We start from the raw sequence: 13,015 nt of genomic DNA, 5'->3' as shown, positions 1-13,015 counted from the left end.
TCAGCATCATGATATTCAAATTTCCTTTAGTCCAGCCGCAGGCGAGCATAGGCCATCTCTCCCCCGACCGGACCCCGACCATGCACACCCCTGTTGTCTTCATCGACGGTGACCAAGGCACCACTGGCCTGCAGATTCACGCCCGCCTGCACGGGCGCAGCGACTTGCGCCTGCTGACCCTGCCCGAAGCCGAGCGCAAGCACCCACAACGCCGCGCCGAAGCGATCAATAGCGCCGACATCGCCGTGCTCTGCCTGCCCGATGACGCAGCGCGCGAAGCCGTGGCGGCGATCCATAACCCGCAGGTACGGGTTATCGACGCCAGTTCCGCCCACCGCACCAGCCCAGGTTGGGTCTATGGCCTGCCAGAACTGGATGAACAGCAAGCCGAACGTATCGCCCACAGCAAACGTGTCAGCAACCCTGGCTGCTACCCCACCGGAGCAATCGCCTTGCTGCGCCCGTTGGTCAGCGCCGGGCTGCTGCCAGCCGATTACCCACTGAGCATTCATGCCATCTCGGGCTACTCCGGCGGCGGCCGCGCGGCGGTCGAGCGCCATGAGCAGCCAGGTACCGAGAAAATCCCGACCTTGCAACTGTATGGCCTGGAGCTGGCGCACAAGCATGTGCCGGAGATCCAGCAGCACGCCGGGCTGTCGGCGCGGCCGATGTTCATGCCCGGCTACGGCGCCTATCGCCAGGGCATCGTCCTCAGCATCCCGCTGCAACTGCGCTTGCTGCCAGGCAAGGCCAGCGCCGAACAGCTGCATGCCTGCCTGCAACAGCACTATGAAGGGGCTCGCCACGTGCACCTGATGCCCCTGCATCAGCAAGGCCCGGCGGCGGCGCTCGACCCCGAAGCACTGAACGACAGCAATGACCTGCGCCTGGCGCTGTACGCCAACCCGGAGCATGGCCAGGTACTGCTGACTGCGGTGTTCGACAACCTTGGCAAGGGCGCCTCCGGTGCGGCGGTACAAAACCTCGAGCTGATGCTCGCGGCGCTACACGCGCAAGGCTGATTCGGCAAAACCGGTTAGACTGTACTACCCGCGTCAGCCAGGCGCGGGTTGTATTCCTACCCGCCGGAGCCCGCCCCCCGATGTTCATCCTGAGCCGCCTCGACAGCGTGCCGCCCGAGTCTTTCCAGAACCAGATCCGTGAGCTGGTGATCAACCACGTCGGCGAATTGAGCAGCGTTGCCATTCTTGCCGACAACCCGCTGTATCCGCTGTACCAGTACGGTGTCGGGATGGAGGTGCACCAGTACCTGCAGGCCATGGACGGTACCGGTGGCCTGTCGGTGACGCTGACCTTGGCGCTGGATGCCGAGGCCCCGGACCAATTGCTCGGCTTTGCCCTGGCGTTGCCGGCCGATGACGACCCGGACACCTGCGCGCTGGCATTTCTCGCCGTGCGCGCCAGCCATCGCCGCCAAGGTATCGCCCGCGCCCTGCTGGGTGATTTGCAGGCCCGCCATGCCTGCGTCGAATTGAACACCTTTGCCGGCCAGGTACCGTGGTTCGAAGCGATGGGCATGCAGGTGGTGGCGGCCAACGGGCCGCAGGTGCTGATGAGCAGCACCGGGCAAGCCAGCGGGGCGTTGATTGGCCGGCTGGATATCGGGCCGATCTACCAGACCACCGAGGTACATCAGATCCATACCTACCTGCTCAACCAGCAGGGCGAGGATGCGATGATCGAGGCCGAGCAGATGCGCGACGAGCGGCTGGACGAGCTGGCTGTTCAGGCGCAGGCCTGTGTAAGGCAGCGCAAGACCGTGCATTGATACGGGGGGGCCGCACAGCGGCCCCTACTGTTTTCAGCCATGCACCCAGCGCCGATGCAAGCCACGCGCCAGGGCATCGAGCATGAAGCCCAGCACGCCGATCAGCAGCACCATCGCCATCAGCTCCGAATACGCCAGCCGGTCGCGGGTGTCGAGAATGAAATACCCCAACCCCGCACTGACCCCTAGCATCTCGCACGGCACTAGCACGATCCACAGGATGCCGATGGCCAGGCGCACACCGGTCAGCACATGGCCGATCACCCCCGGCACGATCACCTTGCACAACGTCTCCCAGCGCGTGGCACTCAAGCTGCGGCTCAGTTGCAACCAGCGCGGGTCGAGCTGGCGCACGCCCGCAGCGGTGTTGAGCAGAATCGGCCACAGCGCGGCGAAGGCCAGCAGGAAATAGATCGGCTGGTCGCCCACCCCCATCAGCATCACCACCACCGGCATCCACGACAGCGGCGAAATCATCCGCAGAAACTGGAAGGCCGGCGTGGTCGCCGCCTCCAGGTGCCGGTAGCTGCCTACCAGAAAACCGAGGGGTACGCCGATCAACAGCGCCAGCAGCAGCCCGATCAAAATACGTTTGAGGCTGACCCACACGTGGCCGTAGACCTCGCCCTGCCCCAACAGCTCGACCAGGCTGGCCAGGCTGGCCTCGGGCGAGAAGCGCGCCGACAGGCCGTCGGCCTCGCCAAACAGCGCCACACCCGCCCACCACGCCAGCAGCAACAGCAACAGCCCGGCCAAGCCCAGGCCGGTATGAACCACATGCTTGCCCATCAGACCGCGAACTCCTCGCTACGCTCGAAACTGTCGGCAATACCGAACACCGATGGCCCGCCAACGGCCGCGATGGCGTTGCGCACGAAGCGGTCGTCGACCAGGTCGCGGGCGGTTTGCGCCGGGTCCAGGCCTGCGAGAAAACCACTGTCGCCTTCGATCAACGTGCGCTGAAGGCGCTTGACCAGCTCCTCGGTGTAGCTGGGGAACGGGTAAGGCTGGAAGTCGATACGCCGCTCGTCCCATTGCTGGTGCTGGATCGCACCACTGGCGATATAGGCTGCGCGGTCCTCGGCGGCTGGGGCCAGGACTTTGCTCAGCACCGCAGGCTCGTGCGGGGTGTACTTGTTGGGGCCGGCCTTGGACAACAACGCGGCGGCTTCGGCGCGGTGCTCGCGGGTCCATTGCTGGGCCTTGACGATGGCGTTGACCACCTTCTGCGACCACTCCGGGCGGTTGTTGAGGTCGTGCTCGTGCATGAACACCACGCAGCAGGCGTGGTTGCGCCAGACATCGCCGGTAAACCGCTGCACACGGCCAACCTTGAGGTTTTCGGCCAGGGCGTTGAACGGTTCGGCGACGATATAACCAGCGATACGCTTGCTGGCCAGTGCCGGTGGCATGTCGGACGGCGGCAGCACCATCAGGTTGACTTCGTTGGCCGCAAGCTGCGTATTGACCGGTTTGGACACCGGGGTCAGGCCGTTGTCGTTGAGCATCTGCTGCAGCACGACGTTGTGGATCGAGTACCAGAACGGGATGGCGACGGTCTTGCCGCCCAGTTGCTTCATGTCGGTGATGTCGGGCGCCACGGTCAGGCCCGAACCGCCGACATGGTTCCAGGCCACGACCTTGGCCGGCACCTTGCTGGCGTAGCGCGCCCACACGGTCATTGGCGACAACAGGTGGATGACGTTGACCTGGCCGGAGATGAACGCCTCGATCACCTGCGCCCAACTGCGCAGCAGCACCGGGCGCTCGGCCTTGATGCCTTCGGCCTCGAACAGGCCATTGTTGTGCGCCACCAGCAACGGCGTGGCGTCGGTGATCGGCAAGTAGCCGATGCGCACCGGCGCGTCCGGTTCGGCGGCCGCGCGGGCTTGCAAGCTCGACAGCAACGGCAAGGCACCGGCGGCAGTGAGCATGGCCCCAAGCTTGAGAAAGTCGCGACGCGACGAAGCAGAACAGCAGTCATCCATGCACATGGACAGCCTCCGAGGGCAAGGGGGTGGGGGAAGGTTCGACTGTGCGGCTTGCCCGCCGAAGGGTTTTGACGATCTCGATGCGCAGGGCGCCCAGTTCCTCGACCCGGTGCGTGCGCGGCTGCGGCAGGTCGATACACCACTGGCCGAGGATATGCGCTGGGTGGTTGCCCAGTAGCAGGACCCGGTCGGACAGCAGCAGGGCTTCGTCGATATCGTGGGTGATCAGCACCGCCGCAGTATTGTGGGTGGCGATCAGTTGCAGCAGCAGTTGCTGCATGTCGGCCCGGGTCACCTCGTCGAGGGCGCCAAACGGCTCGTCAAGCAACAGCACTTCAGGTTGGCGTGCCAGGCAGCGGGCCAGCGCGGTGCGTTGGGCCATGCCACCGGACAACTGCGCCGGGTACTGGTTGCGCGCATGGGCCAGGCCCACGGCGGCAATCGCATGGTCGATGCGCGCACGCCGCTCGCTGGCCGCCAATTTGGGCTGGCGGGCGAAGTCCAGGCCGAAGGCGACGTTCTTCTCAAGGCTCAACCAGGGCAGCAGGCTGGGATCCTGGAAGGCCACCGCCAGGCGCGGATGCGGCCCTTGCAGCGGCTCGCCGCGCAGCGTCACGCTACCGCCACGCGGCGCCTGCAAGCCCGCCAGCACCCGCAACAGGCTGGACTTGCCGACACCACTGGGGCCCAGGATGCTCACCACCTCGCCCGGCGCCAGCTGCAGGTCGAACTGTGCCAGCACCTCTTGCCAGCCCCCCTCGCGGGGGTAGCCCAGGCTGATGGCACGGGCGTCGAGCAGTACCTCGCTCATGCGGCGCCCGCCTGGCGTTGCAGTTCGGCGCGCAGTTGCACCAGGCTCGGCGTCACGATCGGCACGAACGCCGACTCGCGCCAACGGCGGGCGAAGCCTTCGCCATACTCGCTCAGGTAGGCCTTGCCACCACTGGCCTGCAGCTCCAGCTGCACCGCGTCGGCAGCGCATTCGGCGAGGGTGATGCGCAGTTTGAACAGCGCCGCTGGCTGCTGCAGGAAGCGCTCGTCGAGCAGGCCCTGCTTGAGTTCGCTCACGGTGTTTTCCAGGCGCGCCTTTAGCACCTGGCCGGCCTCGTCGAGGAACGAGCCACGGCCTTGCAGGTGTTCCGCCACCTCATCCAGTGCCCGCCGGGCCAGGCCGATGGCCATGCCGCATTGCAGTGCCAGGAAGGCCGGGCGCACCTTGGGCAGGAACGCGCGAGCATTCTCGTGCAGCAGCCACTCGCGGCCCAGCTCGACTTGGTGGAACGCCAGCGCGGCGGTATTGCTCGATTGCAGCCCCATCAGTTGCAGGTCGTCCGAGCGCTCCAACCCTTGCGCCTCGGACGGAATGGCCACCACGAACGGTGCCCCTTCGGCATCACCTTCGATGGCTGCCGCCACCACAAAACCGCTCTTGCGCAGGTTGGTCACCCAATGCAGCCGGCCTTCAAGCTGCCACCCGTCGCGGCTCTGGCGGCCTCGCACCTGCAGGCTCTCGATGCCGGAGAGAAACTTCATGGCATTGGACAGCCCGGTTGCACCGGCCAGCTCGCCCGTCAACAGGCGTGGCAACAGGCGCTCGCGCAGCGGCTGGTTGGGGCTTTGCAGCAGGTATTCGATGAAGGCGCGCTGGCCCCAGCAGACGAACGCCGCCGCCAATGAACGGCTGGCAATGGCCGCGATCGCTTCGACCGCGTCGGTCACCTGCCCGCCCGTGCCGCCCAGGGCCGCATCGACGCCGATGCGCAGCACTTGCGCTTCGGCGATGTGCGCCAGGACCAGGTGCGGGTCGCACACGCCCTGGTCGATTGCCTCGGCGTTGGCATCCAGCCATTGCCGAAATGCGGGATCAAGCATGTCTCTACTCCTTTGAAAACGCCGGCGTGGCCGGCACCACACTTGGCTTACGCAGACGGCTGCCAGCGGTACTTGCTGAGTTCGTCGTTGAGCGGTGTCTGGGCGAAGACATTAGCAAAGTTGCACAAGGTTGCGAGGCTCACGCCAAGAATCACCTCCAGGGCGTTGCCTTCGCTGAAGCCGGCATCGCGAAATGCCTGGTAGGTGGGCTCGCTGACGTTGCCACGGGTGGCGATCACTTCACGGGCAAACGCGGCCAGGGTTTCGTAGCGGGCATCGGGCAGTTCGCCACGGGCGCGCAGCGCGTCGACCACGGCCTGGGGCAGCTTGGCCTTGTTCAGGGCCACCGCAGTGTGACCGGCGACGCAGAAATCACAGCCATGCTGGGTAGCGGCAATCAGCTGCACCACCTCTCGCTCGGCCAGGGTCAGCTCCGACTTGCCATTGAGCGCCGACACGGTCACGTACGTTTCCAGGGCGGCCGGGGCGTTGGCCAGCACGCCTAGCAGGTTGGGGATGAAGCCAGAATTCTTCTGAGCGTTCTCGAGGAATGGACGGGCCGCTTCCGGGGCGCTCTGCAGCGTGTGTAAAGTAATGCGCGAGGACATGGAGTGGTCTCCTGTGGTGGGTGTCCTTACAGTCTGTTGGTTATAAGAATTCGCCTCCATATTCATCAGTCGCCTTTCCTTGCTCCTGAGTCTTTGCATTAGATGATTTCGTCCAGCCCCCTTGTCGATTGGTTATTAGAAGGCCTGGAGCTCGATGCCAGCCTGTTTCATGTCGGCCGCTATTGCGGTGGCTGGCACGCCAGCACCCAGGGTATGGGCCGCGCCAGCTTCCACTTGGTGGTGCAAGGATATTGCTGGCTGCACATCGACGGTCAGCCGCAACCGGTGCGCCTGAAGAAGGGAGATGCAGTATTCCTGTTGCGCGACCTTGCCTATCGCTTCTCCAGCGAGCAGGACCCGGTCGACGCCTGCGCCCAACCGCGTCAGGCCATGCAGGCACTGGATAGCGAAGCCCGCGACGGCGTCGGGCTGGTTTGTGGCTTCTTCCATTTCCAGTCCGGCCTTTCTTCACTGATTGTCGAAGGCCTCGCCGACTGGATCCTGCTGCGCGCCGAAGACCCCGCCGGCAGTGCAGCGCGGGCGCTGTTCGAGCTGATTCTGGAAGAATGTCGGCGCACCGCCGGCCCGTCACAGACGTTGCTGGAGCGGCTGACGCACCTGTTGTTCCTGTACGTGCTGCGCCAGCAGGTCAATGTCGGGCAGTCACTGGGCGGGCTGGTCGCCCTCGCCCGCCAGCCGGCGTTTGCCGGGCTGCTGGAACAGTTGATCGAGCAACCGGGGCAAGCCTGGACACTGGAGAGCATGGCCGCCTGCACCGGCTTGTCGCGGTCGGCGTTTTTCAAGCGTTTCAATGAACTGGCCGGGCAATCTCCGGGGCAAGTGCTGCTGGCGCTGCGCATGCGCCATGCCAGTCAGCTGCTACGGGCGGGCAATACCGTGGAGCAAGTGGGCGCGCAGGTGGGGTACCAATCGGTGGCGGCGTTTACCCGGGCCTTTGCCAAGGCGGTGGGCCAGCAGCCGGGGGCCTATCGGCGGCAACACGTGAGCCGCTGAACGTACAGGCCCTATCACTGCGCCAGGTCGGGACGGACCTGCTGCGATGCATGTTCGAACTCGATACATCGCGCTTGGCAATCAAAGCGCGTCTACGCCCATCGATAGATGGGCGATTGCCGGCGGCCGGATGTAGCGCTTATTTAACTTATTGCCACTGACATTTTTACCAGTTGTGTGTCATCCGGGCCGGCCATAGCCTTTCTCAGAAAAACAACGAATCGTCCCGCCCGTGCGGCGAACACGACATGTGCGCGCGGTAACTTGAACTTTTTATCTCGACCAGGATGAAAGCCCATGACCTCTTCAAGTAAGCCAACGACAAGCTTCACCAGGGACACGGTAGAGAAATATTATAAAAAAGGTGACGCGCTTGAAATTGATGGGAAAAAGTGCATATGGGTCACGGGCGGTGAAACCTCAGTCACCGTAGAGATCGATGGCAAGTCCGAAAGAATAGCATGGTCAGACATAAACAATATTCCCGGGCTCGGCAGCATGCGGCTACGCGCCGGCATGGCGTTACGATCACTTCTAGATGCAGGCTGGATCAACGTTGCACGCCCAAGTCCGGGGATAAATAAGTTATCACCTAACCCCTTCCTTATAGAGTTTGCTCCGTCAAATAAAAATTTAAATATTTATTATGGCTACGGCAGTATACCGTATAACAGAACATGGGTCGGCGAGTACCAGCTCAAGGCGACAGAAAGCCTCACCAACCTCCCTGCTTACGCCGACAACGCCCTTGTTCACCGCGCCATTGAGGAGCAACAGTCTATCCGCGCAGGGGACCGCGCTATTCCTTTTCAAGGCTCTATCAATTTTTACTATTATGTAGGCGACACTTCGGCACTCCCCGACGGTATCAACGAGGACACCGTAGAGGAATATCAGAACGCGTTCAAAAGCGCCTGATGGGTGACTCCTATCAGGCCGATGAGTGGAAGTTTGTTGCCGACGAGTATGGGCGCATAAAAATAGAGCCGAGCACTGAAAAACCTGCGGGCGGCCAGAAACCCGACTTGCCCGCGACCGATCAGAGCAATATCGGTTGGCGCCGCTGCAACACGCACTTGAAGCTGGACAGCAGGGATGCCACCACTGAACGTTTGCTCTTTGTCCATGATGATGAGACCGGTATGCCAGTAGGCCCAAGGTTGAGCTTTAAATTCGGGGAACACACCACGAAGGAAGCATCGTCCGCCTATTTCCGCGAACAACTGGAGGCGTCAGAACTAGGTAAATACGTGCGCCTGGGTACCCACACTGCAGTCGATGGCGATATCGAAGCCGAAGGTACCGTCGACCTCTGGCAAGTCGACAAGCCCCTGCGGATTTTGCTGGGTAATTTCGCGGAGACGCACAAATACATAACCCACGCTTACGCCCTGCATGAGGGAGTGCGATCCATGAACCCCACCTATCCATAACTTGATCTGCTCTTTCAGGTCGTCGATGTGTGTCGCATAAGCCTCCTTGACCTCCTGCGCGCGCACACGGGCAGCCGATTGCTCACACGCACGAGCAGCGTAACTCTCAAGCAGCATTTGCTTGAGCAGAACAGGGTCATCCGGGAGGTTCGGGCACTGAAATCATGGCCCGGATTACCGGGTCAGGCGACGAAACGGGGCGTCAGAACCTGATGCGGACGGTTGCGCCAGAGGTCGAAACCGTCGAGTAGCCAGTTCAGTTCTTGGACGGTCAGGACAATCGCTTCGTCGCTGGCGTCGGGGGAGGTTTTGAAACGTTCGGCTTCGAGGCGTTTGAGCCAAAGACAGAAGCCGTTGCGCTCCCAATACAACACCTTGATGCGATTGCGAGCTTTATTGAGGAAAACGAACAGTACGGGGTCGAACACGGCGACCTTGATATCCAACTCGACCAGCGCGGTGAGGCCGTCGATGGACTTTCGGAAGTCTACGGGCTTGGGATAGAGGTACACCTTTTCGACTTTGCTGTCGGGTCGCATCATGGCGGGCGGGCTCCAGAAAGAAATCGGGAGCGCAGCATCGGGCATCCGGTGGACGCTTGGAATGTGGGGATGATGGATCCCTTACATTTAAACGGCAGTAATTGGATTTGCGGGATTTAGGTTCTGTACGAAAAGTAGGGTCATTCATCGTTGTGGGAGCGGCGGTGCGGCGATCCGACTTGCCCCGCGATCTGCCGCAACGCGGCAGCAAAGCCTGAGTTCGCGGCTTCTTTGACACCATTTGATATCGGGTACAGGAGCGCTTCGCACTCCATCGCGGGACAAGTCGGATCGCCGCACCGCCGCTCCCACAAAACTTTTCGTGCAGAGCCTAATACAGAACTCGGCAGTATGGGCGCACGCCTCTATTGGTTTGAGGTGTGTCTGGAGAGCCGTGGCCGCAAGCTAGAGCGTTGCTGAGGCTTCACAAGCCAAAATACCCGAGGGACGACGAGTGGTTTACTGAGATTTGAATTGCCCCTATGACCTGACATTTTTACCAGTTTCAATAGGATTAGTGTGCCTGCATAATCAAGCCTGAAGACCTCAGAAAAACTCCCCGCTGGAAGATAGAACAACGTCCATCAACACGGGCGCCGGTCGCCCGGTCAAAAGCAGGACAAACGTACCAAACGCAAAGCGGTATTAACGGAAGATCGTCATACATGAGCAATGGCTTACGCAGTATAAGCCATCGCCGATGGCCCACCTGCATAATTCCGGCGCAGCCCCGTTATGGATACGGCCGTCAGCTACCAGGATAAATGCATAAACTGAGGATACCCCATGGAACTTTATCAGCAGTTTGGCCCTTCCCATAGTGGGAATGAAAGCCTTAACGTGAGCGATTTCGCAAAAGATAGTCATGTGAGGCTATGGATAAAAGCTGAAAACACTATCAACCCTGTCTTGGAACAGGGCACCATCAAAGAGTTCAACTGGAAGACAGGAAAAATAAAAATATTTAACGACACCAACAAAAAAACCATATCAGTAGACCTGAAAAAAACGCACAGCTTTAATGAAAAGCCATTTCATTTTGATGACTTCGTAAAAAACGATTTGGAAGGACTATTTATAGCCTCTGCACCATCCATCTTAAGTACGCACATCTTTCTACCCAATGAACCAATGGCAAAAATCTCAGTCCTAAATGTTGGCATATCGCCTGACAAAAATCTCATCGTGACTGGAAATAAAAAGTTTATCGACAAATTCAACACACTCTGCGACACCCTCAACGACCTCAAAGTTATAGTTGACACGACATCAACGACGGACGACGCGTTGCACACGCTCATATGCGAGCATGCACAGCTTGACCCTGAAACAGAAATGATTTTACAAAGCGTCATCATGCATTCGGATGACTTACCGCTAGAAAGCCACGATGAGGCCGCAGAACTGAATGAGGGCACCGTCGAACAGCAAGAAGTCGACATCATCGACGAGGAGGCTGAGGATACTGAGGAGGAAATAAGCGCCGGCGAGACACTTCCATATGGATGCAGCAAGCCATACGCGCTTGACATTCATATTTATCACCCATTGAAAAACAGCGAAATAAACAGACGACACATAACCCTTAAAGGAAACGCCCCAGCAAATACACGTATTTGGCTATGCCATAACGGCTGGAAGGAAAAAAAGATACATTTCTTTGCTTTAACCACCTCGGACAGCGAGGGTAAGTGGAAAGCATCCTTAACTGTGAAAAATGGTGATCACAAAATCGCCGCGAAATACAACAAGGGCAAATCCAATGTCTGCACATGGGGCCACGACTTCAAAGTCGTTAGCTTATGGCTCAAATATTATCCAAAACAAGATAGCGAAGCAGGTTTCCGCATTGCCGAATATCGATACAGCGCTTTCGAGCCGCCTAAAAACGATGAAGGTGTTTGGGTTGAGGTCAGAGGACATATCCCATTGCACCTGAGAAACAATCTTTACTATCACCCATTAGCAGACAGCCTGACAACTTCACGTCTAAATGGCACTTTGACAGTCAGCCGATACAAGCGACAAGCAAATCCTGAGATACCCCTTCACGCTGTCTATACAGAAGCTGATTTTCAAAAAATCAACGATAAAATAACCACCGTTTCTGAAATGGATTTTATTGGCACCTTATACAGTTCATTCAATTGGGCGAAAGCCGCTTATGTAGCCGCCGAAGCTTTAAAAAACCCTGTGGGCGTATTTGCAACGCTCATTACCCTGCCTTTCACCTCCAACCGTGAAAGTGTTGCCATCGCCTATAATATCGGCACCTCCATCGGCTTTATCTTACAAATCCTGCTTATGCGAGCACCTGTAGTGGGCCCGGTAGTTGCAGGATTAGCCATGGCTGGCACTGTGATTCAGGAAGTTATCAAAGTAACTGAACAAGGTACCATCACACACGACAACCTTCTTGACATTAGCAATATCATGAAGGACTTTATAGATCTGGGCAACCTTGCAACACCTAAATATGGAAATCTAATTGATGAAAAAAAATTAATAGAAAATACAACCATCGACAGCAGGGGATCTCGCGACTTCATCATAACACCCAAACCATTAACTCCACTGTACGGTAATTTTTCACATGAAGCCAAAATTGTTGCAGACGATTTGGAGCTCAGAGGCATTACCTATCAAGGCGGCGGTTATTACAGAAACTTGACCACCAACAAAGACTATATCTATGTCGATGGCAGATGGGTAAGGATTAATGGTTTCAGGAAAAATGGCTCACCCGTCCCGGCAGATAGAAACGGCACATCCGTGACCAACTTGCCGACCGACATTGTAAAAGACAGTAATGGAAACTGGACCGTACTTAAATTAAGGGGAGGCGTAGGCGAACGGACCATTCCTCTTTATCAAGACATCCGTTCTGGGTACAACCCCGAGCCACAGTTATCCTACGACCCTAATTATGTGGGTCAAGGCGCCATCCGACTTAAACTCCCTATAACTTTTGAAGAGGCCGATAATAGTGCCTTGCCGATCGCTATCGGTGCTGATGCAAGACTCCCGTCAGATCCGAGGTGGATGGGCAATGACCGAGAGCCAGGTATTTTATTGTTTGAAACGCGACGTTTTATGGTTGATTCCCCAAGGAACAATACGTTACACGATTTTATTAATGTCACACCCACGAGCACTGAACGAGCCAGTGACAACAACAAACTCATTTCAGCGTACTGGGTGCCTCAGAACAGGCATTATGATATTCCGATTCACCCCACGGGCACGGAGCCAACCACTCTATTCACAGATAATTTCAGCGGCTGCAGTTTTGTTGTGGACCAGATAAATGACACGCACTATCGTGTTTATCACGTCTTCAGTAAAAAAGAAAACGAACAGTACAATTTACTGGAAGAACACGGGAAAGGGCAGGTCGCGTACATACCACATACAGAATACAGCTTCTTGCACCGGCCAACAGCTGATAGCTTGCATCCCTCACAGGACGCATGTGGCTTTATATCCATGCGATATAAAAAATACCCAAACGAAGCCCAAGGCAATTGGGTTATTACTGTCAGAAGTCAAAGCTTGCCCGTGCAAATTACGGCATCAGGTTATCATGGACAATTTAACGGCGCTCCGCCACGGCTTAATATGCATACTCCGATAACCGTCAGACCCATTTAGCCATAATGAGACGTATGACCAGCAATGATGCACACAGCGTTTTTTTGCGCCACACAGCAGCGCAAGAGCCTGTGTAACTTTCGCCACATTGGCGGCGGTGCCCTGGACGTGATAA

At 58.2% G+C, this 13,015-nt stretch carries 12 protein-coding genes; 6 read left to right on the top strand and 6 right to left on the bottom strand.

Annotation, left to right across the window (positions count from 1 at the left end; genetic code table 11):
- The first annotated feature begins 80 nt into the window (after positions 1-80).
- Positions 81-1,022, top strand: a complete 942-nt coding sequence (gene argC, locus LJX93_RS11310; protein ID WP_227697202.1) for an N-acetyl-gamma-glutamyl-phosphate reductase — start codon at positions 81-83, stop codon at positions 1,020-1,022.
- A gap of 80 nt (positions 1,023-1,102) precedes the next feature.
- Positions 1,103-1,789: a GNAT family N-acetyltransferase gene (locus LJX93_RS11305; RefSeq protein WP_033697350.1), complete on the top strand. Its 687-nt coding sequence runs from the start codon at positions 1,103-1,105 to the stop codon at positions 1,787-1,789.
- A gap of 33 nt (positions 1,790-1,822) precedes the next feature.
- Here the strand turns inward: LJX93_RS11305 and LJX93_RS11300 are convergent, their stop codons facing one another.
- The 5 genes from LJX93_RS11300 to LJX93_RS11280 are packed head-to-tail and all read right to left on the bottom strand — an operon-like array spanning position 1,823 to position 6,260.
- Complete coding sequence (locus tag LJX93_RS11300; RefSeq protein ID WP_227697201.1) at positions 1,823-2,578, bottom strand: ABC transporter permease; 756 nt, start codon at positions 2,576-2,578, stop codon at positions 1,823-1,825.
- Positions 2,578-3,783 (bottom strand): ABC transporter substrate-binding protein, encoded by a 1,206-nt coding sequence (locus LJX93_RS11295; RefSeq protein ID WP_227697200.1) that lies wholly within the window; start codon positions 3,781-3,783, stop codon positions 2,578-2,580. The genes LJX93_RS11300 and LJX93_RS11295 overlap by 1 nt, the downstream gene beginning before the upstream one ends.
- Positions 3,770-4,591, bottom strand: coding sequence for an ABC transporter ATP-binding protein (locus tag LJX93_RS11290; protein ID WP_047583895.1), 822 nt, complete (start codon positions 4,589-4,591; stop codon positions 3,770-3,772). Before LJX93_RS11290 ends, LJX93_RS11295 begins: the two co-directional genes overlap by 14 nt.
- On the bottom strand, positions 4,588-5,652 hold the full coding sequence (locus LJX93_RS11285) for an acyl-CoA dehydrogenase family protein (RefSeq protein ID WP_033697344.1): 1,065 nt from the start codon (positions 5,650-5,652) through the stop codon (positions 4,588-4,590). Before LJX93_RS11285 ends, LJX93_RS11290 begins: the two co-directional genes overlap by 4 nt.
- A 47-nt stretch (positions 5,653-5,699) precedes the next feature.
- Complete coding sequence (locus tag LJX93_RS11280; RefSeq protein ID WP_033697343.1) at positions 5,700-6,260, bottom strand: carboxymuconolactone decarboxylase family protein; 561 nt, start codon at positions 6,258-6,260, stop codon at positions 5,700-5,702.
- 102 nt (positions 6,261-6,362) lie between these two features.
- On the opposite strand from LJX93_RS11280, the gene LJX93_RS11275 reads away from it, so the two are divergent.
- The 3 genes from LJX93_RS11275 to LJX93_RS11265 all read left to right on the top strand — a co-directional run bounded on the left by LJX93_RS11275 (position 6,363) and on the right by LJX93_RS11265 (position 8,707).
- Positions 6,363-7,274: an AraC family transcriptional regulator gene (locus tag LJX93_RS11275; RefSeq protein WP_033697341.1), complete on the top strand. Its 912-nt coding sequence runs from the start codon at positions 6,363-6,365 to the stop codon at positions 7,272-7,274.
- Positions 7,275-7,571: 297 nt separating this feature from the next.
- Positions 7,572-8,192: a hypothetical protein gene (locus LJX93_RS11270; RefSeq protein ID WP_227697199.1), complete on the top strand. Its 621-nt coding sequence runs from the start codon at positions 7,572-7,574 to the stop codon at positions 8,190-8,192.
- Positions 8,192-8,707 (top strand): hypothetical protein, encoded by a 516-nt coding sequence (locus LJX93_RS11265; RefSeq protein WP_227697324.1) that lies wholly within the window; start codon positions 8,192-8,194, stop codon positions 8,705-8,707. The genes LJX93_RS11270 and LJX93_RS11265 overlap by 1 nt, the downstream gene beginning before the upstream one ends.
- A 182-nt stretch (positions 8,708-8,889) precedes the next feature.
- Here the strand turns inward: LJX93_RS11265 and tnpB are convergent, their stop codons facing one another.
- Positions 8,890-9,249 carry an IS66 family insertion sequence element accessory protein TnpB gene (gene tnpB, locus LJX93_RS11260; protein ID WP_033697337.1) on the bottom strand — a complete coding sequence of 120 codons (360 nt, stop codon included), beginning with the start codon at positions 9,247-9,249 and terminating at the stop codon, positions 8,890-8,892.
- 786 nt (positions 9,250-10,035) lie between these two features.
- On the opposite strand from tnpB, the gene LJX93_RS11255 reads away from it, so the two are divergent.
- Positions 10,036-12,900, top strand: a complete 2,865-nt coding sequence (locus LJX93_RS11255) for a hypothetical protein (protein ID WP_227697198.1) — start codon at positions 10,036-10,038, stop codon at positions 12,898-12,900.
- The last annotated feature ends 115 nt before the right edge of the window (positions 12,901-13,015 follow it).

Source organism: Pseudomonas sp. HN2-3, assembly GCF_020691745.1.
GTDB lineage: Bacteria > Pseudomonadota > Gammaproteobacteria > Pseudomonadales > Pseudomonadaceae > Aquipseudomonas > Aquipseudomonas capeferrum.
The sequence above is the reverse complement of the archived record's forward strand: the minus strand, read 5'-3'. Positions and strand labels throughout refer to the sequence as shown.

Bases quoted from the DNA above. Each gene is read 5' to 3' on its own strand.
- argC (WP_227697202.1), top strand. From the start codon at position 81: ATGCACACCCCTGTTGTCTTCATCGACGGTGACCAAGGCACCACTGGC.
- LJX93_RS11305 (WP_033697350.1), top strand. From the start codon at position 1,103: ATGTTCATCCTGAGCCGCCTCGACAGCGTGCCGCCCGAGTCTTTCCAG.
- LJX93_RS11300 (WP_227697201.1), bottom strand. From the start codon at position 2,578: ATGGGCAAGCATGTGGTTCATACCGGCCTGGGCTTGGCCGGGCTGTTG.
- LJX93_RS11295 (WP_227697200.1), bottom strand. From the start codon at position 3,783: ATGTGCATGGATGACTGCTGTTCTGCTTCGTCGCGTCGCGACTTTCTC.
- LJX93_RS11290 (WP_047583895.1), bottom strand. From the start codon at position 4,591: ATGAGCGAGGTACTGCTCGACGCCCGTGCCATCAGCCTGGGCTACCCC.
- LJX93_RS11285 (WP_033697344.1), bottom strand. From the start codon at position 5,652: ATGCTTGATCCCGCATTTCGGCAATGGCTGGATGCCAACGCCGAGGCA.
- LJX93_RS11280 (WP_033697343.1), bottom strand. From the start codon at position 6,260: ATGTCCTCGCGCATTACTTTACACACGCTGCAGAGCGCCCCGGAAGCG.
- LJX93_RS11275 (WP_033697341.1), top strand. From the start codon at position 6,363: ATGATTTCGTCCAGCCCCCTTGTCGATTGGTTATTAGAAGGCCTGGAG.
- LJX93_RS11270 (WP_227697199.1), top strand. From the start codon at position 7,572: ATGACCTCTTCAAGTAAGCCAACGACAAGCTTCACCAGGGACACGGTA.
- LJX93_RS11265 (WP_227697324.1), top strand. From the start codon at position 8,192: ATGGGTGACTCCTATCAGGCCGATGAGTGGAAGTTTGTTGCCGACGAG.
- tnpB (WP_033697337.1), bottom strand. From the start codon at position 9,249: ATGATGCGACCCGACAGCAAAGTCGAAAAGGTGTACCTCTATCCCAAG.
- LJX93_RS11255 (WP_227697198.1), top strand. From the start codon at position 10,036: ATGGAACTTTATCAGCAGTTTGGCCCTTCCCATAGTGGGAATGAAAGC.